Below are 21794 nucleotides of genomic sequence, written 5' to 3'. Positions count from 1 at the left end.
GATGAAATACATTCAACGAAATACACAAGAAACAAAAATTAATGCAAGTTTGAATATATATGGCGAAGGTAGAGGTAAAATTGATACAAAAATAGGTTTTTTTGATCACATGCTTGAATCGTTTTCTAAGCATTCTTTGATGGATTTTGAGATAACTTGTGAGGGTGATAGACATATTGATAATCATCATAGCGTTGAAGATTGTGGCATTGTGTTGGGGCAATTACTTAAAGAAGAAATTTATCCCATCATTAATATAGAGCGTTTTGGTAATGCAGCAGTTGTAATGGATGAGGCTTGTGTAGAGTGTGATATTGATGTTTGCAATCGAGCTTTTTTGGTCTTTGATATGAGTAATTATGGAGATTTTAAGGGAAAGGTTGGGGATTTTGATATTGAACTCACTGAAGAATTTTTTCGTGCGCTTTGCTTGAATGCTGGACTATGCACACATATTTATCTCAAAAGAGGAAAGAATCTACATCACATTATAGAAGCCACCTTCAAGGCCTTTGCTTTATCGCTCAAAAGAGCCCTTTATCTCAATAAAAATATTCAAATCCCTAGCACAAAGGGAGTTTTATGATTGAGTTGATTTTGCTTGATGTAGATGGGACACTTACAGATGGTAAGATTATCTACGATCAGGAATTATGTGAAAGCAAGTTTTTTAATGTCAAAGATGGGTTAGGTCTTGTTGCTTGGCAAAAACTTGGCAAGAAAGTTGCCATCATTTCAGGAAGAGACTCTTCAATCACCGCTTTTAGGGCAAAAGAATTAGGCATCTCTCATCTGTATATGGGAATAGAAAACAAAAGAAAGATTGTTTTAGATCTTAAAGAAGAGCTGGGATTACAGACTGCTGAAATTGCTTGTATTGGAGATGATTTGAATGATTTACCAATGTTTATTGAATGTGGGTTGCGTTTTATGCCATCTGATGGGGCGGTTTGGCTACGTGAATATGTAGATGTGGTATTAAAAAACAACGGTGGGAATGGTGCGATCAGAGAGATGATTGAATATATCTTGCTAAAAGATGGGCTTAAAGATGAAGTACTTAAAATCTACCAATAGTGTTTTGAATTTTTTTTTAATATTGCTTGTGATTACTTTTTGTTCATTTTTCTTCTTCGCACCTTCAAAGTATCTTCAAGAAAATAAAAATAACGATATTGCAAAAATAGAACTCACTGATTTTAATATGTATCAAGTCAATAATGATTTTGTGGATATGAAGATTGAGGGCTCTAAGGCATTTCAATTTTCTGATTATGAAATTTTATATGGGTTTTTAGCTAGTAGGTATAATCCTCAGTCCAAAAATACTTATGAATATATAAGTGGTGATGAGGTGATAAAAAGAGGAGACAAGTATCATTTTCCAAGAGGAGGGATTTATATTAAAAGCGATAGAGGGAGTTTTTGGAGTGAAGGTGGTATCTATGATTATCGCAAAGAAATTTTTAAAGGCGAGGGTGATTTTATTTTTAATACCACCGATGGATATTTTGAAGGAGAGGATATTATCTATAACAGAAGAACTCAAAACATTAAGGCTAAAAATATTAATTCACAAATCATACTAGAAACAGAACCACGAAAAGGAAAAGGAAAATGAAAAAAATAATTTGTCTGTTTTGCTTAGTTTTGAGTCTGTTTGCTGAAGAAACTCTTGAAATCAGTGCCAAAAAATTCTTTAGTGATGATAAAAATGGAATCACTCGCATTCAAGGAGATGTGCATATCAAAAAATCTAAAGACACGCTAGAAGCTGATCAGGTTGTTATCTATACAGATAAAGATAGAAAACCTATATCTTATGAAGCGGAGGGAAATGTGAAATTTCACATCTTTATGCAAGATGGTAGAGAAATAAAAGGACATTCTGATAGACTCATTTATGAGTCCAAAACTGGAGAATATAGACTTTTAGAAAATGCAGTACTTAAAGAAGTCGGAAAAGAAAACACTATTAGAGGCGAGGAGATTGTTGTCAATAATGAAAATGGTTATGCAAATGTTTTAGGAAGTGATAGCAAACCTGCTAAGTTTATATTCAATCTTGATGATGTTTCTGTATCAAAAAAACCTTCTAGTGCCAAATCTAGTAGATCTAGTAAGAATAAATCCGACACAAGTCCTGAAGAAATTCAAAAAGATAAAAATACTCAAGATATGCTTTCAGATCCATCAAAAACTATTATTCCCCCACAAGGCAATCAATGATAATCCTCAAAGATTCGAAATTTCTAACTTCTGCCACCAATCTTCAAGGATGTCCTCCTCCTGATATGATGGAAGTGGTTTTTTTAGGAAGAAGCAATGTGGGTAAAAGCACCTTTATCAACACTATTTTGGAAAAAAATCTTGCAAAAAGCTCTTCAACTCCAGGCAAAACCCAACTGATAAATTTTTTTAGTGTTTTATGGGAAAAAAAAGCAGAGGATTCTCAAAGTATTTCTTTTAGATTCGTAGATTTGCCAGGTTTTGGTTATGCAAAAGTATCTAAAGGAACAAAAAAAGATTGGGAAGATAATCTTTGGAATTTTTTAAATCATCGATCTTGTATTAAATTATTCGTCCATCTTGTTGATGCTAGACATACGCAATTACAAATTGATGAATATGTATCTGAAATTATTCAAAAGCTTCTAAAACCCGATCAAAGGCTTTTGAGCATTTATACCAAATTTGATAAGCTCAATAAAAATGAGCAACACAGGCTTTATCAAAAAGGCAAGTTAGTTGCATCAAATAATGATAAAATTATCAATAAGAATTATGGAGGCAAAGAGAGAATACGAGAAATGATTCTTGATGGTGTTCTTGGAATTGAAAGAATTTGATTTTACGTTCAAGGGGCAAAGTATTTTAAAATTTGATTTTGAGTTAAAGCTTGAATATAAGGCACTTATGAGGTTATATATTCAATCAAAATAAGCTATAAAGATAAGATCATAAAATAAGGATGAAAAATATCGAATGCAGACATTTTCAAATTTGCGGAGAAATAATCTTTTTAAAGAGATTCTAAAAGCTATTTTTCTCCTAATAGCATTTAGCTTTTATACTTCTGTGAGCAATATCTATCTTTATTTACCCCCCATGATCGGATTATTATTTATTTTTTATATGCAGACTTCAAGTGAAAATAGGTGGATTGTTAGCATTGTTATTGTTGCGTGTTTGATATTTTTTGAATACGATCACGATGAGGTAGCTGGTATTTTGCCCCTCATTTTTGTTTTTACTAATTGGCTTGTTGTTAAAAGGTTGCGACTGCTGTTTGATGAAAATATACTTTTTGTTTTTATTTATGTGCCTTTGATTTATGCGGTTTATTTCTTTGTTTTGTATTTAACTGGAATGTTTGGAAGAACCTTTAATGTAACCTTAGAACCTATTTTTATTTCTTATATTCTTTATGAAGCTTGTTTAGGAATTGTGTATGAAAAAATTAAATATCAAATATAAACTCATTATCACATTTTTTGCTATCGTTTGGGCGGTTTTGCTCACTAAGATTTTTGTCCTTACAATCAAATCTCATCAATATTTTGAACAATTAGCCCAAAGGAATATGACCAAAAAAGAGATTTTAGTTCCTGCTAGGGGACAGATACTTGATAGAAATGGAGAACCTTTGGCTATCAATGAACTAGGCTTCTCGATTTCTTTTAAACCCTTGCTGAAAAATGATAATTTAAATGAGCAAGTAAATTTCATTCAAGGTTTTTTCCCTTGGATTGATTCAGAAAATATTATCAAAACCTATAAAAAACAAAATTCTATCTATAATCATTCGCCTATCAAAGTGGTTGATTATATCTCTTATGCGGATATGCAAAAAATATATCCTCAAATCATTCAAAATACAAATATTTTGATCCAACCTGCGACAAAAAGACTCTATCCAAATAACCTTTCCGCTTCTCATATCATTGGTTATGTGGGTTCAGCTGATGAAAATGATATTTTAAAAGATTCTGTGAGCAAGTACACAGGTATTATTGGAAAAACAGGATTAGAAAAGCAATACAACACATTTTTGCAAGGACAGATTGGCTATAAGGTTGTCGCAGTGAATGCTTTCAATCAAGAACTTGAAGTGCTAGAAGAGTCCAAACCCAAAACTCAAAATGATTTGATTTTAAGTATTGATATGAAACTACAAGATATTGCTAATAAGGAATTTGAAGGTCAAACAGGTAGTGTGATAGTAATGGATGTGCATACAGGTGAAGTACTTGTTGCAGGGAGTTATCCTGAGTATAATCTGAATGATTTTGTTGGAGGTATTAGTTATAAAAAATGGAATGCTCTCAGAGAAGATATTTATAATCCACTTTTAAATAGATTTGTGAATGCCTTATATCCTCCTGGATCGGTCGTAAAAATGGGCGTTGGACTAGCATTCTTAGAATATGCAGGCGTGAATGAAAATACAAAAATTGACACTCCAGGTTATATTGAAGTAGGAGGAAGAAAATTCAGAGATTGGAAGCCAACAGGACATGGAAAGACTGATTTAGTAAAAGCACTCAGAGAATCAGTCGATGTGTATTTTTATAAACTTTCTCAAAATGCAGGAATGACAAATATTGCAAATGTTTTAAAAGAGCTTGGATTTGGTGAAAAAACAGGTATTGATATCCCCAATGAATTTTTAGGGATCGTGCCTGATCCAGAATGGAAAATGAAGCGATATGGCAAGATATGGTATACAGGTGACACGATTGTAACTTCTATTGGTCAGGGAGCTTTTTTGGTGACACCTATGCAGATTGCTAGATATACCGCACTCCTTGCGAGTGGAAAGCTTCCCACCCCGCATTTTGCGAAAATTTTAGGAAAAGAGGATTTTATTGAAGATCCAAAAGACGTTTTGAGTGATTTTCAGAAATCAAAACTCCCTGTACTTCAAAGAGGTATGTATGAAGCTTGTAGCACTATCGGTGGAACGGCATACAAAAGGACGATAGGTGCTAAAGTAAAACTTGCCTGTAAGACAGGTACTGCTCAAGTAGTTCAAATTGCTCAAGAGATAAAAGTAAGGATTAAGGAGAGTGATCTAGAATATTTTCATCGGTCACATGGCTGGATAACTGGATTTGTGCCCTATAAAAATCCAAAATATGCCATCACCGTTTTGCTTGAACACGGTCAAAGTGGTGGAAGAGGTGGACCTATTTTGGTAAAAATGGTGAATGCACTTTATGATAATGGTTATCTGAAATAATCAAAGATAGCAAAGAATTTCTCTCAAGTCCTTCTTGTTGATGATGATGTTGGCTTGTTGTCTCAGAATTTTTTTCGCACAGAAAGCTATTTTTTTATCCGCATAAGCGAACATACTTGCGTCATTGGCACCATCTCCAGCTACAAGGGTATCTTTTATGCTTACACCTAGTATTCTTTGAAGAGTTAAAAGCATCGCTCCTTTTGAAAAATCAAACATCATTTCTCCACCAACTTCGCCAGTGAGTTTCCCATTTTTACAATGCAGAGTGTTGCTAAATTCTCCATCAAGTCCTAAAATATCCCTAAAATATTCAGTGGCGAATTTGAATCCTCCACTGAAACACACTACCTTGTAACCGTGATTTTTTAGTTCAGTGATACATTCTTTTGCACCAGGATTTAATGGAAGATGATGACAAATCTCTATTGCTCTTTTTTGATCCATTCCTTCTAATAGTTTGACCCTCATCTTTAAGCTTTCATAAAAGTCCATCTCCCCTTCCATTGCTTTTTTTGTGATTTGGGTAATTTGTTCAATGACATTTTTGTCTTTTGCCAAAAACTCTATCGTCTCTCCATCCATCAATGTAGAATCAAAATCAAATACTGCTAGTTTCATTTCTTGCCTCCTAAGGTGTTATAATTTTAGCCAAAAAGGTAAAAAATGATCGGATTGGAATACATTCCCAAACAAAAAGAGATGGATTTAGAGTTAATCTCAAATTGGATTGATAAAATAAAACCTGATTTTATCCTGATTCCTGATAGTCCAAATTCAAGACCAACCCCAGAATCTTGCATCATATCAATGCTGTGGAAACAAAGACTCGCTATTGATGTTATCGGAACTATTGCAGGATCAGGGAGGAGAAAAGATCGCATCGAGAGTACTTTGTTAGCACTGAAATATTTACAGGTCAATAAGGTTGCTCTTATTGGAGGAGATTCACCTAGTATAGGGGATCTTAACGGAATAGAGCTAATAAAAAAAGCAAAGGATATACTCGGGGAAGATAGCGTTATTATTTCAGGAAGTAAGGCTATATTAGATACAGAGGAAAAGCATAAACTAAAAACAAAAATAGAAGCTGGAGCTAACATCATCATTTCTCAACCTATTTTTGAACCCAAAATCGCACAGAAGTTCTTGGATGATTTTGAAACAATCGCAAAAGGGAGTAATGCTATGGGGATGATAAGCTTTTTCCCTATTTATGAGAGTGCGTTTTGTAAAAAAATAATAAACAATAATCTAGGCTTTGAAATTCCTCAAGCATACATAGATGAGATAAAAAATAATCCTATCAAAACAAATATAAAGCTTTATGAAGAGCTTTGCTCTATAGGGGCTGATATTCATATTTCAGGAGGTAAAAATAGTTTTTTGCAGGAGTTTTTTGATAATTTTAAATCCTAAAATAGCTCTGCAGGGTTGATTTTAAACTGTAACATTTTTGCACTTTCTCTACCCATCCCCACCTTTTCTTTGCATAGTAATTTTTCCTATCAGAAGACTTCCTCTTGGAGAAAACATAACATTTCCACTATAGAAATTAATCACTTCATTTATAGGTTTTAAAATCCATTTTAAGATAATTTTAAAATAACTAAAACCACTCACTAGCAAATTGTCCTCTTCCTTTTAAAATGTCGTTTAAAATCAATGGTTGATTTTCTCTGAAAAATTCTAGGATTTTATTTTGATCTTCTTGTGAGAATTCATCAAAAAACATTCTTCTTTCATCTCTAGGATTTTGGATATTGGGTTTTATTTCTCCGATGAAGTATCGCAGGATTTCAATCACATCTTCAGGAATACTCCATAAATCCACATAGGATTTCAGCCATCTTTTATCGATTTGATTAAACCCTTGTGGATTAGAAACAAGTTTGACTTGTAGGTTTTGAATATCTTGAAGTTTTTGTAGTTTGATTTGAATTGAAATAACAACCTGAACATCTGCCTTATAAGAACCTTTTATTTTCTGAGCCCTTACATTTTCTATTTCTTCTATCTTGTATCCCATTGTTTTGAGCCACTCTTGTGCTAGTGTTTCTTTTTTCCAATTATTAAAAATATCTATCACAAAATATTCATTTCTGAAACCATCTTTTGGTGTTTTTGAACCTAAAGCGATTTTATCCATTGTGTTGCTCCAGTAGGTGTGTTGCTATTGCCTTTATTACATTTACACTCATTGAATTCCCACATTGTCTCAAAATATTAGTATCTTTTAGGGGTTGAATTTTTTCTTTTAAGTTCTCTATTATTCCAAAACCTTGTAGTTTAAGGGCTTCTATTGGCTTTAGCCTATAGAGTTTTTTGTTATAAACATATAAAATCCCTTGTCTATCTCGCCTTAGAGTTGGAGTGGCATTTCTATAGATTCTTAAATCACTTTGGCGAGTATCTAAGATGAGAAAATCTTCTTTTAAAGTCCTTCAAGATGAAAACGATTGAGATTGTATTTATTGTTTAAGTATCTCAAAAAAGTCTCATAAGAGGAGGAGGTATTATCAAATAGGTTATCTTTACTTGGAGTTAGAAAATCCTGAATTTTTGTGATATTTTGTTTGTGAGCAGGTTGGATGTTAGAAAAATCAAAATTTTGATTGAAATCTTTTCTAAAACCCACAAAATAAACTCTCTCACGTTTATGAGGAAGACAAAAATCACAACTGTTGAGGACTTTATAAGAGACACTATAATGACATTTTTCTAAAATTTTTAATATGATTTTTAGGGTTTTTCCTTTATCGGTGGCTGATGATACCTTTTACATTCTCTAAAATAAAGAATTTTGGTTTTTTAGCTTGTAAGATTTTGGCTAGATGATAAATAATCTGACCTTTTTCTTTGTTTTTGCAATCCTTCTCTTTTGCCTACAATACTAAAGCTTTGACAAGGAAACCCCGAGATCATCACATCAAAATCTGGAAGTTCTTCGGGGTATATTTGGGTTAAATCCCCTAAGTTTGGCTCTTTTGTATCAAACAAGCTTTGATAGGTTCTGATAGCTTCTTTGTCAATTTCACTAAGCCAATACACTTAAAGCCATTTTGCTCTAATCCCAATCTTCCTCCACCAATCCCACTACAAAAATCAATAAACTTTAGCATAAAACCTCACCTATTAATGATTTGAAATCATACATAAAAAATATTGAACTTTTTTTGTTAGACCAAAGGATTGCAAAAAAGCAATCCCATGCACTAAAGCAGAATTAATCGAATTTAAAAGGCATTTTGGCGTGTTTTTCAATATCTTCGGCTACTTGAAGACAGAGATCGGCACGATAATCAGAAGCAAAAAGTTGCACTCCTTCAGGTATATGCCCATCTTTTAGTCCAGTAGGTACGCTCATACTTGGGTAGTTTAGGCATACGAGTGCTAATAGGGGGATTTGAGCTGGCATGATCACTTCTTTGAAATAATCATTTCCTTTCAAATCATCCCCATGCTTGAAAGGTTCTTTTCCAGATACAGGGAGCATTATGACAGGATAGGTATCTAAGATTTCATTATAAACTCTTCTTAGTTCATCTCTTTTTGCGATAGCTAACATATATTCACGCATATCTTTAGCTCCAGGTAAGCCATAGCACATTCCTTCCCAAGCTTGATTGACTTCTTTTGATCCATAATCTGTCACATAATGCCCGATGATGGTTGTTTTTTCTGCGATAAGAATTTTCCCCCATACTTCTGCTGCAATATTGAATTCAGGGAGTTTGATTTCCTCTACTACATAGCCATCTTCTATAAGCCATTTGGCGGTTTTTTTGAGGTTTTCTTTTATAGATGGTTCTATAGTCATTCCATCAATCTCGGTTACTACAGCAATGCGTTTGATTTTACAATCATCATACGTGAGCGGTGCAGGTACCCAAACCTGATCATAAATACTCCCTCTTGAGAGCACTTCTAGACCCAATCTGATGTCATTAACACTTCTAGCGATAGGACCTTCAATAGAAAAAAATTCACTCGCAAATGTTCTCCCACCTGGACTGCTAGGATCAAATTGCGGGATTCTTCCCCAGGTAGGTCTGAGCCCCACAACTCCACAAGCATATGCAGGATAACGGATAGAGCCACCGATGTCATTCCCATGAGCGATAAAACACATCCCACTAGCAGTTGCACATGCCGCACCTCCGCTACTTCCACCAGGAGTGAGAGATTCATCCCAAGGATTCAGCGTTCTGCCAAAGAGTGGATTCTCGCTAAACCACCTGATGGCAAACTCTGGAAGGTTTGTCATCCCGATGCTCACACATCCAGCAGTATTGAAGTTTGTAGCAATAGTGCTATCACCTTCACATATTCTATCTTTGAATATCCCACCATTCGTGTTGCGTTCGCCTTTTACATCCACGTTGTCTTTGATGCTAACAGGCACTCCGTGCAATGGTGAGAGGATAATCCCTTGAGAAATAAGTTCATCAGCTTGTTGAGCTTGTTTGAGTGCTTTTTCGCTCATTAAATTGATGATGGCATTGTATTTTGGATTTACTTTTTGTATTCTCTCAAGAACGCTTTTTGTTGCCTCTAGTGAGCTAATAGCTTTATGTCTGATACCTAATGCTACATCTGTGGCATTCCATTGCCAAATTGGCTTTGTTGGAAGAGTTTTTTTAATTTCTTTGATTCTGTCAAATTTCATTTTTTTATCCTGATATATTTTGATTTATTTTATTCAATCCCAGCACTCAGCATTTTTGATACCTAGTTTTTTAGCACTGAAGGTTGGATCTTTCCCTTGTTTCCTTTGTTTTTTATAGTCTTCTAAGGCGATTTTAACCACATTGGCAAGTAGGAATATCGTGATGATATTGATCGTTGCACCTATTCCCATCACCACATTTGCAACGCCCCAAGCAAGATCTAAAGAAGCTTGAGCACCTAGGTACACAATGATGATCGTGATGATGCGGTAGATAGCCACTATAGTGGGGTTGTCTTTGATATATTTTACATTCATCTGTCCGATATAATACGCACCGATGATGACAGTTGATGTGAGTACGACAATAAGGAACGTCACATAATAATTCCCCCATACGCCAAAGCTTTCTTGCATAGCAGCTTGCACAAGAGGCATAGCCGTGAGTCTTGCACCCGTATCAGGATCTAGCACCCCATTAGTATAAGTATCACTAAAGAGCACAAAAAATACTGCCAAGGTTGCAATGACGGTATCTATAAATACACAAAATGCCTGGACAACGCCTTGCTTTACAGGGTGAGTGGTGTGTGCAGAAGAAGAAGCTCCTGGCACAGATCCTAGTCCAGCCTCATTGGCAAAGAGTCCTCTTTGGATACCTATAACCACGACACTTCCAGCGAATCCTCCAAAAATTGCTTTAAAATCAAAAGCACTCCTAAAAACTTCACTGATAATATCAAGTGCTTTATGATAGTGCATACCGATACTGATAATGGCAATAATAAGAAACACAGATGCCATAAAAGGCGTTACATAGCTAGTAAATTTAGCTATATATCTTCCCCCACCAAAAAACATGATTCCAGAAAATATTGCCAAAGCTAATCCAATATATATGCTCATATTTGGGGTTTCTCTTACGAGTGAGTAGCTTTCAAATGAACTAAAAATAGTTTGGCTATATAATCCTATGAATGCCCAGCCAATAGCTATTGTGATAAGGCTATAAACAATAGCAGTTTTTTTTGCATTTAAGCCCTTAGTCAGATAGTATGCAGGCCCACCTTTAAAAGCTCCTCCATCTTTACTTTTATAGATTTGTCCAAGTGTGTTTTCAGCGATTGCTATCGCACCATTTAACCACGCTGCTATCCATATCCATACAATAGCTCCTGGTCCTCCCATCACAACGGCAACTGCCATACCCACAATGGTGCCCATACCCACACGTGTCCCCATAGAAATCATCAATGCTTCATAAGGGGAAATATGCTCTTTATTGCCTTTAGCATTCACATCTCTTTCTGTGATGAGATGGAGAGCAGCTTTTGTAAGCGTTACTTGTGGGAATCTTAGTTTGATGCTATAAAAAATCCCCACCAATAATAGAAGTGCTACCAAATAATATCCCCAAATAAATCCATCAGCATGATGAATGAAGTTGGAAACTGTTTCCATAAAATCGAACTTTTGAGTTCCTGTATCCATATTTTCTCCTATGAAATTTAAAATTCATTTCAGCAATGATTCAGTTTTTATTCTACAAATAATATTTATTTTTATCCTTTATGCACTCAAAAACATCTGTAAAAATATTTTTCTATGTTACTTTTATATACATTGATTAAGATAAATAACGATTTGTTACATTTGAATGCTTTACAAGACCAATATTTCGCATAAACGATTGATTTTTAGATAGATTGAATTTGCTATCAAGATCGATTCAATCTGATCACTACAGGGTGTCAATATTATAAAAAATTGCCTTTTGTAAGTAGTTTTGGAACATAAGAGGTCAAATTTGTGATTGGAAATATGAAGTAAATATGGAATTATCCATAAATTTTGATATATTAAGTAATGGATTCCAAAAATATTTTTGCAAATAATCCAAAAAGGAAACACAATGATAACAAGAAGAAAAGCAATAGCTACAATGGGTGCAGTGGGTTTAGGACTTACTGTGAGCGTGAATGGAGCCCAAAAACAATCTAGTAGTATTTTGATAAAAAACGCAACGGTTTTTGATGGACATGATGAGCTATCTGGAACACAAGATGTACTCATAAAAGACAATAGAATTTCCAAAGTAGGACCTCATCTGAAGGCAGATGAAAAAACGAAAATCATTGATGCAAAAGGAAAATTTCTAATGCCTGGTCTCTCTGATGCACATTGGCATACGATATTTGCAGCAGCGAGTTTTGAAGATTTTAATATGCCTGATCAAGGTCTTGTTTTAGCTACTGCTATAGAAGAAGCAAAAAGAACGGTTTTAAGAGGATTCACAACTGTTAGAGATGTAGCAGGAGGTGTTTTTGGTATCAAAAAGGCTATTGATAAAAAAATCATCAAAGGTCCTAGAATATTCCCAAGTGGAGCGTTTGTTTCTCAGAGTGCAGGACATGGTGATATGCGAGAGATTACCAATCCGCCTTCTAGATATGGTGGCATTCAGAGTGTGATGGAAAAATCAGGTGATTTTGTTCTTGCCGATGGGGTTGATGAAGTCTTAACTGCTGTGAGATGGCAACTTAAAAAAGGTGCTTCTCAGATAAAGATTGGAGCAGGAGGGGGAGTCATCAGTCATTTTGATCCGATGGATTCATTGCAATTTACTCTACCAGAAATAAGAGCAGCCACAAGTGCAGCAAAAGATTGGGGGACTTATGTGTGTTCCCACGTCTATAGTGATGCAGGTGTGAATCGTGCTATTGATGGAGGTGTGAAATCTATTGAGCACGGTCATTTTGCTACTGAAAAAACTATCAAAAGAATGGCAGATGAGGGCATTTGGTTAAGTATCCAACCCTTTGAAGCCAATCAATATTTTCCAAAGGCTCCTCCAGGTTCAAAAGGTGCTATTCTTGATGGCGTTTGGAGAAAAACGCTTGGACTTGCATTGAAAAATAAATGCAATTATGCTTTTGGAACAGATTTGCTATTTGATGCATTTTCTGCAAGTGGTCAGAACTACATGCTCTATTTGTTTTCAGAAGTATTAGGACCTTTGAATGCACTTAGGGTCGCAACTTCAGGAAATGCGAAATTAATGGCAATGAGTGGAGAGAGAAATCCCTATATTCAAGCAGAATTAGGAGTTATAAAACCAGGAGCTTGGGCTGATGTGGTTTTAGTAGATGGCAATCCCCTAAGAGATTTTAAACTCATCTATCAATATGAGGATAAATTTAATCTTATCATCAAAGATGGTGATATTATAAAAAATACAATCGGATAAATTTAAATAAAACAAGGAGTTAAAATGATTATAGGCATTCCAAAAGAAACAATGAATCACGAACACAGGGTAGGACTTATTCCTTCAGATGTTGGTAGGTTGAAACAATCCAATCCAAAGCATCGGATTTTAGTACAAAAAGGTCTTGGTGAAGAAATAGGTTTTAGCGATGAGATGTACGTACAAGCTGGAGCGGAAGTTATTTCAAATGCAAGTGAAGTATGGGAAAAATCTGAATTGCTTGTAAAATGCAAGGAACCCTTAGAAGATGAATATAAGTATTTGCGTAAAGATATGGTGCTTTATAGTTTTCTTGATTTGGCATATTCAAAGGAACTAGCTGAGGCTTTGGTGGATTCAAAAATTACTTCCATCTGTGGAGAAACTATTCCTGGTCCTAAGGGAAACTATCCTGTACTTTTCCCAATGAGTGAAGTTGCAGGAAAACTTGCTGCACAATTGGTAGCGGAGTATTTTTGTACTAATCGTGGTGGTAGGGGCATACTCATTGGTGGTTGTGCGGGAGTTCCTCCTGCTAGAGTTGTGGTTGTAGGCGGTGGTGTTGTAGGAATGAATGCTGCAAAGACATTAGTAGGGATGGGAGCTGATGTGTGGGTTTTAGATATTGATGTACATAGAGTAGCCACACATCCACTTGTGATAGAAAATAAAGTCAAGCTTTTATATGCCACAGAAGAAGGAATTCAAACTGCTTTAAAAGGTGCGGATGCAATCGTAGGAGCAGTATTAGTAACTGCCACACAAACTCCAAAAGTTATCAAGCGCGAACATTTGAAATTAATGAATCAAGGTGGCGTTATTGTAGATGTCGCTTGTGACTTAGGTGGATGTATTGAGACGATTCATCAAACCAATCATGATGATCCTATTTATTATGTGGATGGCATCTTGCATTATGGGGTTCCTAATATGCCTGGTGTTGTGGCAAAAACGGCAAGTATCTCTTATTCTAATGAATCAATGCCCTATGTTCTAGCCATAGCCAATCAAGGCTGGAGAGAAATGCTCAAAATGCCTGGTGCTTTGATGGGGCTAAATGCTTATGATGGTAAAATCGGCCTGAAGACTGTAGCTGATGCTTTCAGACTTCCTTATATTGATGCTGCTACATTGATAAAATAACTTCCAATATACTTTGAACTTAAAAATAACTTCTAAAATTTCTAGAAGTTATTTTCCTAACTTTTACATCACATAACTTTTATATCACATACAACATCTCAAATAAGATCACAAAAGCAAAAACATCAAGATAAAAAATTTTACAGATGTTTATACTAGGTTTTATTTTAAGTGATGTTATTAAAAATGTCGGAAAATACGAATTTAGGACTTGTATAGATTGATGATAATCGATTTTAGTTTAATTCAATTTTTATAAGGTATTAAGTTTTAAGTTCTTTTTAATATTTATACCCATATTATTATGACCAGTTCTCAATCTAATCCTATGAGGAAAATATATGTTTAAGTTATTTTTAAGAATTCGTATTGATTCTAATATTATTAAGTATGACAAAAAATCTTCCCTAGACTCTAGTGACCCTGATTTCAATACAGTTGGGGGGAGGGGGACACTTTTGAAAACCTTACCCTTAATACTTGCACTTTTGCCCTTTGGACTCACCTATGGTTCAAATCCCGTATCTACTACGACTTGCACACCAGGTAGTTTTTGTGCTTCTGAGGTTAATTTTAACACTTCAAAGAGTGTTTATACCACTCCAGATCACAAGAATATCAAGCTTGATATTTATAATCCTAGCAATCCAGGAGATACCAAAAATATGTATCTCCAAGGTTATGGTCAAGATAATGCTAATCGTATCAATATAACAGGTGATATTTATCTGAATATTCCAAAGGGCAAACAAAAATCAGAACTTAAGGTTGATTTTAGAAACGCTAATTACACAGGTAATATTAATTTTATAAGAGATTATGATGATGTGAAGTCGTTTAATTACATCTCTCCACCTGATGTAGAGCTAGATTTTCAGAACACCACTTTCAATGGAAATATCAATCTAGTCAATTATTATACAAACTATGCATCTGGAAAAGGAATTGTTTTTAATAATTCTACTTTGAATGGTGATATATATGTGGATTCAGCTACTAATACGGGTATAGATCTCATTAATACCACTATCAATGGTAATGTAACTTGGCTTTATGGGCATCAACGTGATGTGACTCAAAATTTCAATTTTAATGGCAACACTTTCAATAACTCAAGAATAACTTTAGGCTTTAAGAAAGGTTTTGTTCCTGATAATAATGTTCATATTACTCAATGGATGGTTGTGAATAATAATACCTTCAATAATGTTATTTTCAACTCAGCTTTTGATTCAGCTTTTCTTCAATTAAAGAATAATGTATTTAATGGTGGTACTATTATTTTAAATAATAAAAATCTTTCGCTCGGCAATGCTAATGGTCATGCTAAGTTTGATGTTCAAGGTTCTAATATTAGAGCAGATCTTATCATTAATGGTTCAGGTACTGTGATAAAAAGAGTTCAATCAGGTTCTACTAGCGAGAGTGCTCAAAAAGGTGATCCTGGTTACGATCCTGATCCTCAGTATCAAAAAGATTTTATTCCTATTTTTGAAGATCAGTATCCTGTAAAATGTAAAGATGGAAGCTCTGGATGCTGGAGTCCACATACTGATAATACAAAACCCGAAAAAAAAGATAAAGATGGTAATTTCATAAAAGGTAACGTAGAAAGATATGTTCCAAAGCCAATATACAAGGAACAAACCATTGTGCTTGGAGCGGATTTGACCTTTCAAGCTCTTCAGGCTGATGATAAAGATAATGCTTCAAAAGTTTATAAAACCTCTTCTTTTGAAGGGAGTATAACTCTAGCTGGAGGTAACAATAACTTCGTTTCAAAAGACAGCTCTAAATTTAAAAATGGCACTCTTTCTATTTCTGGAGGCAATAACAATTTCGCTATCTCTGATCAATCTAGTTTTGATGGATTTAACATTTCTATTTCTCGATTAATCAAAAAGAGATCTGATATATCTTCTGATGATTTGAGTAATTGGAATAATTGCGATAGTAATGATTCAATCTGTTATCAAGATCCCACCAATCTTTTTACCATCACTGATAGTAGTTTAAAAAATGGCTATATAGAACTTATTGGTGGCAAGAGTAATACCTTTAATGTAACTAGTTCGAGTTTTGAAAATATAGACATCAGATTGTTGGGAGGGGATATCAATGTTCTTGATTTCACAGATACTCCAAAAATTGGCAAAGATGTTCTGATTGCTGGAGGAAAGTCCAATACTCTTAGTTTTATTAATACCAAGCTCTCTTCAAGTACAGGAGCTTATATCTCTCCTACTACAACGAGTACTGCAAGTTCTAGCAATCCTTTTGATCCTACTAAAATGACAGAATTAAAACTTAAAATGATTATTGGAGGAATGACTCCTGATTTTATTCGAACACTTAATGCGATCACACCTGATCTTTTTGAAGGTGGCCTCACCATAGGTTCGTCCTCACTTTCAGATACTACTAATACCATCACCTTTAAAAATGGAGCGGTGTTGGGAGATATTATCATTCAAAATGGTAATGCGAAGAATATCAAAAAAGTTCAGAGCACTATCAATATGAGTAGCAATTTGTTTATTGGAGATATAAAAGCTAGTGGGGTTGGGATGCTTACGCAAACTACTTTATTAAATTCAGGAATGATAGGGGATATCATAACTTTTAATGGTGTTAGCTATACCACATTAGATAATTCTCAAATTTATGGAGATATTATCACAAATGGTGGAGTCAATATCACGCAGATTAAAAATGGGTCTGTGTTTGCTGGATCAATGGATACTTATAATGGCAAAAACTTTGTTGATTTAAATATGTCTTTATATACCAACCCTTATGATGAAGTATCTAGGATTAACACTTACAATGGAGAGAGCAACGTGACTCTCACTATCAGCCCTGAGATTGCTGCTGTGCTTACAAGTAAAAAAATCTATCCTATTTTTCATATCGGTAATTATAATGGAGGGACTGCTAATATTGCAGTGGAAGGGCCTGTGAGTGGTAGTGCTCATGTGGATTATAGTGGCGGTACTGCTAATATTATCTTTGCTGATGGTTTTGATAAAAATGAGACTAATGATTTTTTTGCTAATAAAGTTGGATGCAATTCAGGCATAACTGATGAATGTATCAAAAGTGGTGCTACTATCATCTCTCCAAAAGATCAAAAATTTAGCGTCAATGGTTATACCTATCAAGATGGGATTATGATCGCTTTAGATGCCAAAAAGGCTGATGCAATCTTAAAACCTTTTAGGGATATTTATAACACGAATTTTGTTTCTATTACTATTGATAAAACGGGTATTTCTCCAATAGATGAGAGCAAGGATGGTATTTATCGAATGAAGATTGATGGGATTATTGTCGGAGGTGAGTACAATCTACCTTCAACTTCTGATAAAGAATATGAAGTTACATTTGCTAAAAACTCTGGTTTTATAGGGGAGATGTTCGCTAAAACTGATAATACAAACTTCATTCTTTCGCAAGGAAGCAAACTTGTTTTAGATGGAGGTTCTAATTCTGTTATTTCTAAACTCTCTGGGGCAGGAGATGAAGGTTTTAAGGCTGATTCAAATACAATGTTTCAAGCTACCTTAGCTCAAAAAACAAATACAATCATAGACCTTGCTACAAGTGGTGAGCTTGTTACTAGGGCTTTTAAAAAAGATACCTTTTCTACAATGCACATTTTAGAGATAGATCATTTCAATGATGCTGTTTTCAGGGTTGGTATTGATGCGAGTAAAAAAGACACTACAAATAACATCAACCAGATTCCAACAAACACTGATCGCATTATTATTTCAGATGTAGCCACTGGACAGAATTTAAGGAATTATTTACAAGTGTATCAAGATTACAATCATCTCATTACGGGAGATTTGAGAGACAAAAATATTTTGGTAGCAGTGGTAGAAAATACGCCTAAACCAAATACTTCTATGATTTTTGATACCTCTGCTTCTAATGTCCAACAAGGCTATGATCAGGTCAGGACGATTTTGAGTACTCGTCCTGTGAGAGTGGATAGAGATCCTAGCACTGGAAAAGGGACAGGAGCCATTGATTCTTCCAAAGATGTAGCAAATCCAAATGCAATGGGATATTTTATTCAATCAGCAACAACACAAGTAGATCCCAAGGCTCTAGCTAATACGAACAATGCAATCACTTCAAACTATACTATTTTTTTAGCTAATATCAATAACCTTAACAAAAGATTGGGCGAACTCCGAGATAACTCTTATGCTCAAGGCGCTTGGTCAAGGATATTTAGTGGTCTTAATAGTAGCACTAGAGGTGATGAATCTAAAATCTATTCTAATAATATTCAATTGGGTTATGATTATGGGTGGAGCACAGATGCAGGAGAACAATTTTTAGGCGGTGCTTTTACCTATGGATATGATACTATCAAGGGAAATGCTTATAATGGAAGTGCAAATCTGTTTGAATTTGCAGGGTATTACTCTTGGGTAGGAGATGAAGGGTTTTATACAGATACGATCGTGAAATACACCTATATCCGCAATAAAATTTCTATCAAAGATAATGCACTTTATGATGTGCCATTGAATTCTAATGGCTTTAGTATTGGCCAAGAATTAGGTTATCGCTACTATGCAGATAAAAACAAAAAATTCTATATTGAGCCTTCTGGCGAGGTTATTTTGGGTTTAATAAATGGAGGCTTTATCAATCAGGTTTCTCAAAGTGGCCTTATGACGAATAATGATTTTACCGCTGTGCTTGACACCGATTTAAATTATGTTTTTAACTTCAGAGCCAAAGTAGGGGCAAATTTTGGCTATTCTCTTAAGAGTGATAAAAATCAAACAGATTTCAGGATTGGAGCATTTTATGTTGCTGATGTTGTAAATGGAGGAGTTATCAATTATAAGACGAACTATTCTTCAGCTCAAAGTATTCTTGAACCCAATCAGCAATTGATGATAAATCTAGGCGTGAATTCAGTTGTTTCTGAAAATTGGAGAGTATATGCTGATATTGATAGTGGATTTTTAGGATCTTATTTTAATCAAAATTATTTGGTCTCTGTAGGACTTAGATATGAATTTGGTCACGCACTAACTCCATTAGCTGCGAAGTTATCTGAGGAAAAACGAATCAATAATATCAAACTTCATACACAAAGGCTTGATGAAAAGATAGCTAGAGTCAGACTCAAACAAGATACAATCAGACAAAACGAACTTTTTGAAAAACAAAAAGCTGCCATCATTGGAACACCTAAAGCACAGTATGAAGCTAATATCAGCATTAGAAAAAAAGAACGTGAACTTGATAGTGCTAAGTTCAAAACCCTCTCACTTGCTATTGCAAAGGTTATAAATGAAGCACTTCCTGATGCTGAGTTAATAAGATTCCAAACACAGGAGTTAAAAATACTAGAAGATGCAAAAGAGAGAGTGAGTAAAAATATATACAATGATGCAAACTTGAATAGAAAAAATAATGAACAAAAACATCTAAAGGAAACAAAAGATCTCCAAACAAAACAATCTGCAGATTACAAAGAACTTGAGGACAAACAAGCCAAAAACAAGCAAGATATGTTAGATTCACAGGCTCAAGCCAAAGAGGCTTTTGTGCAAAAGCAAAAGCAAGAAAAAGAAAAACTCATAGCCAATCAAGAAAAAGAATTAGCCAGTGCAAAACCTGAACAAAAGGCTAAATTACAGGCCAAACAAGCACAAGATGCCAAAGAATTTCAGATCAAACAAAACAAAGATATGAAGATTTTTACTGATAGATTAGCTCATGATATTAAGATATTACAAGCTAAACAAAACAAGGCCTTAAAAGATCTAAAAAATGCTCAAATTGCACAGGCAAAGGATTTGAAAAATAAACAAGAAAGAGAAACAAAAGATGTGGAGGATTTTATTCTCAGGCAACAAACATATAGCAGGGCGTATCTCAAACAAATCTCAGAAGATTTAGAAAATAGGCAGATAAGGGATAAAAAAGCCTTGGCACAAGCTCAGAAAAAAGCCCTTTCCTTAGAAATACAAAATGCTATCAAGAAGGGTATTTCAAGTGCTGAATTTGAAAAAATCCAAGAGAGACAAACCAAAATGTTTCAAAATCATAAGCTCAATATAACCGAAGATATTCATTCTAGGGGAGTTAAAAATATTGATGAGTTAAAACAGTATCAAACTGATGAACTTAAAGATTTTAAACAAAAGCAAGATTTGCAGACAAAAGAATTTGTAGATAAACAGAAGCAACAAAAAGAAGATTTATACGATGAGCAAAAGCAAGAAAAAGAAAAACTCATAGCCAATCAAGAAAAAGAATTAGCCAGTGCAAAACCTGAACAAAAGGCTAAACTACAGGCTAAACACGACAAAGAGGCAAAAGATCAGCAAGATAAAATGTTAAAAGATGCTAAAGAGTTGCAAACTAAACAAGCTAAAGCTTTGCAGGAATTCAAAGCCAAAGAGATCAAAGAACTTAAAGATTTTAATGAAAAACAGATCAAAGAGAGTAAGGAATTAAAAGACTCTATCATCAAAAAAGAAAAAGATAATGAGGCGTATTGGAAAAGAGCGGAAATAGAATTAAAAAATCGCCAAGCACAAGATAAAAAAGCCATAGAAAAATCGCAAGAAACTCAAAAGATTGAACAAGAAAAATCAGAGAAAGCAAACAATTCAAAGCAGGGCAAATCCACTGAAGCTAAAAAGAATAAATAACACAAATGAGCTAAGGCATAGCTCTTATTGTGTTATTTGCAAATGAATTTTTTCTCTTAGCTTGATGAGTTCTTCAGAGCCATTAGATAGAGCTTTTAGACATATTCCTGTACTTGAAAGTTCGCTCACTCCACCATTAAGTCCCATTTCGTTTATCAATCCTCTGAGATATTCCACACTTATAGAGGAATCAAAAACAACAAGATTGATATAATGAGTGAATTTATCAAACATACACATATTTTTGAGGTTTAATTTTTCTGGTTGTAAGATGGTATTGTCAAAAAAAATAGCTTGTTTTTCTACATAGATCTTAAGGGTAGAGTTGAAAGCCTTGAAGTTAAATATCTCATCACGACTGATTCTTCCTGCACAAATAATCTCGCCATAGATGAGTTTGGAGCTAGAGTGCATATGAATTTCTGTATTACCTTTAAAATTTGAGTTTGCAAAAGGAATGATAGGAAGTGGAGAGAAATCAAAAGCGGCATTTTTGTCAATAATTATTTTTGTATCTCTTGAGGCATAGCCCTCTTCAGTATTGTGTATTTTTTCAAAACTTTGAGAGCTTAGCTTTACTTTGCAATCTTCTCCTATGTGTATATCTAGTTTTTGAGAATCTCCTTTCATTAATCCCGCACTCACAGATATTAGCATAATGTTTGCTATGTCATCTTCCTCATAAAATGGCGACATTAGCTTTAATGGAGGAGTAAAAAAAGTATCCTCAATAATGGTTTTACCATTTTGCCCAACTTTTGTTTTGAGTTTGAGGATGGTTTCTTGAGCGTAGCTTGTCAT

Annotated in this window: 17 protein-coding genes and 1 pseudogene; 11 read left to right on the top strand and 7 right to left on the bottom strand. The window is 34.5% G+C overall.

Annotation, left to right across the window (positions count from 1 at the left end; translation table 11 throughout):
- Position 1 precedes the first annotated feature (1 nt).
- From hisB to mrdA, 7 genes are all read left to right on the top strand, one after another.
- Entirely contained in the window at positions 2–586 is a 585-nt protein-coding gene (gene hisB, locus BKH42_RS00550; RefSeq protein WP_095293704.1) for an imidazoleglycerol-phosphate dehydratase HisB, read from the top strand.
- The gene (locus BKH42_RS00545) at positions 583–1077 is read left to right on the top strand and encodes an HAD family hydrolase (protein ID WP_095293702.1); all 495 of its coding nucleotides are present in this window, start codon (positions 583–585) and stop codon (positions 1075–1077) included. Before hisB ends, BKH42_RS00545 begins: the two co-directional genes overlap by 4 nt.
- Entirely contained in the window at positions 1052–1621 is a 570-nt protein-coding gene (locus BKH42_RS00540) for a hypothetical protein (protein ID WP_095293700.1), read from the top strand. Before BKH42_RS00545 ends, BKH42_RS00540 begins: the two co-directional genes overlap by 26 nt.
- Positions 1618–2229 carry a lipopolysaccharide transport periplasmic protein LptA gene (lptA, locus tag BKH42_RS00535; RefSeq protein WP_095293699.1) on the top strand — a complete coding sequence of 204 codons (612 nt, stop codon included), beginning with the start codon at positions 1618–1620 and terminating at the stop codon, positions 2227–2229. The genes BKH42_RS00540 and lptA overlap by 4 nt, the downstream gene beginning before the upstream one ends.
- Positions 2226–2849, top strand: a complete 624-nt coding sequence (yihA, locus tag BKH42_RS00530; RefSeq protein ID WP_095293697.1) for a ribosome biogenesis GTP-binding protein YihA/YsxC — start codon at positions 2226–2228, stop codon at positions 2847–2849. The genes lptA and yihA overlap by 4 nt, the downstream gene beginning before the upstream one ends.
- A gap of 136 nt (positions 2850–2985) precedes the next feature.
- Positions 2986–3477, top strand: a complete 492-nt coding sequence (locus BKH42_RS00525) for a hypothetical protein (protein ID WP_095293695.1) — start codon at positions 2986–2988, stop codon at positions 3475–3477.
- Positions 3452–5242 carry a penicillin-binding protein 2 gene (mrdA, locus tag BKH42_RS00520; protein ID WP_095293693.1) on the top strand — a complete coding sequence of 597 codons (1791 nt, stop codon included), beginning with the start codon at positions 3452–3454 and terminating at the stop codon, positions 5240–5242. The genes BKH42_RS00525 and mrdA overlap by 26 nt, the downstream gene beginning before the upstream one ends.
- On the opposite strand, the gene serB is transcribed toward mrdA, so the two are convergent.
- Complete coding sequence (serB, locus tag BKH42_RS00515) at positions 5243–5863, bottom strand: phosphoserine phosphatase SerB (RefSeq protein WP_095293691.1); 621 nt, start codon at positions 5861–5863, stop codon at positions 5243–5245.
- A gap of 45 nt (positions 5864–5908) precedes the next feature.
- Here serB and BKH42_RS00510 point away from each other — a divergent pair, with 45 nt between their 5' ends.
- Positions 5909–6661 (top strand): methylenetetrahydrofolate reductase, encoded by a 753-nt coding sequence (locus BKH42_RS00510; RefSeq protein WP_095293689.1) that lies wholly within the window; start codon positions 5909–5911, stop codon positions 6659–6661.
- Between the two features lie 48 nt (positions 6662–6709).
- Here BKH42_RS00510 and BKH42_RS09930 read toward each other — a convergent pair whose 3' ends face one another.
- From BKH42_RS09930 to BKH42_RS00490, 5 genes and pseudogenes are all read right to left on the bottom strand, one after another.
- Positions 6710–6778 carry a hypothetical protein gene (locus BKH42_RS09930; protein WP_343286865.1) on the bottom strand — a complete coding sequence of 23 codons (69 nt, stop codon included), beginning with the start codon at positions 6776–6778 and terminating at the stop codon, positions 6710–6712.
- Positions 6779–6851: 73 nt separating this feature from the next.
- The gene (locus BKH42_RS00505; RefSeq protein WP_343286864.1) at positions 6852–7391 is read right to left on the bottom strand and encodes a type II restriction endonuclease; all 540 of its coding nucleotides are present in this window, start codon (positions 7389–7391) and stop codon (positions 6852–6854) included.
- Positions 7384–8352 (bottom strand): annotated as a pseudogene (dcm, locus tag BKH42_RS00500) (DNA (cytosine-5-)-methyltransferase). Before dcm ends, BKH42_RS00505 begins: the two are co-directional and overlap by 8 nt.
- 116 nt (positions 8353–8468) lie before the next feature.
- Positions 8469–9911, bottom strand: a complete 1443-nt coding sequence (locus BKH42_RS00495) for an amidase (RefSeq protein WP_095293687.1) — start codon at positions 9909–9911, stop codon at positions 8469–8471.
- A 33-nt stretch (positions 9912–9944) separates the two neighbouring features.
- A complete protein-coding gene (locus tag BKH42_RS00490; protein ID WP_095293685.1) occupies positions 9945–11402 on the bottom strand; it encodes an alanine/glycine:cation symporter family protein in 1458 nt (485 codons plus the stop codon).
- A 421-nt stretch (positions 11403–11823) separates the two neighbouring features.
- Between BKH42_RS00490 and BKH42_RS00485 the strand changes: the two genes are divergently transcribed.
- The 3 genes from BKH42_RS00485 (at position 11824) to BKH42_RS00475 (ending at position 20993) form a co-directional block, all read left to right on the top strand.
- Positions 11824–13158, top strand: coding sequence for an amidohydrolase family protein (locus BKH42_RS00485; protein WP_095293683.1), 1335 nt, complete (start codon positions 11824–11826; stop codon positions 13156–13158).
- A gap of 24 nt (positions 13159–13182) precedes the next feature.
- Positions 13183–14301, top strand: a complete 1119-nt coding sequence (locus BKH42_RS00480) for an alanine dehydrogenase (protein WP_095293681.1) — start codon at positions 13183–13185, stop codon at positions 14299–14301.
- Between the two features lie 341 nt (positions 14302–14642).
- Entirely contained in the window at positions 14643–20993 is a 6351-nt protein-coding gene (locus tag BKH42_RS00475) for an autotransporter outer membrane beta-barrel domain-containing protein (protein ID WP_095293679.1), read from the top strand.
- A 24-nt stretch (positions 20994–21017) separates the two neighbouring features.
- Here BKH42_RS00475 and BKH42_RS00470 read toward each other — a convergent pair whose 3' ends face one another.
- A complete protein-coding gene (locus BKH42_RS00470; RefSeq protein WP_095293677.1) occupies positions 21018–21794 on the bottom strand; it encodes an urease accessory protein UreD in 777 nt (258 codons plus the stop codon).

The organism is Helicobacter sp. 13S00482-2 (genome assembly GCF_002272795.1).
Classification (GTDB): domain Bacteria; phylum Campylobacterota; class Campylobacteria; order Campylobacterales; family Helicobacteraceae; genus Helicobacter_J.
This window is presented reverse-complemented; position numbering and strand designations above follow the sequence as displayed.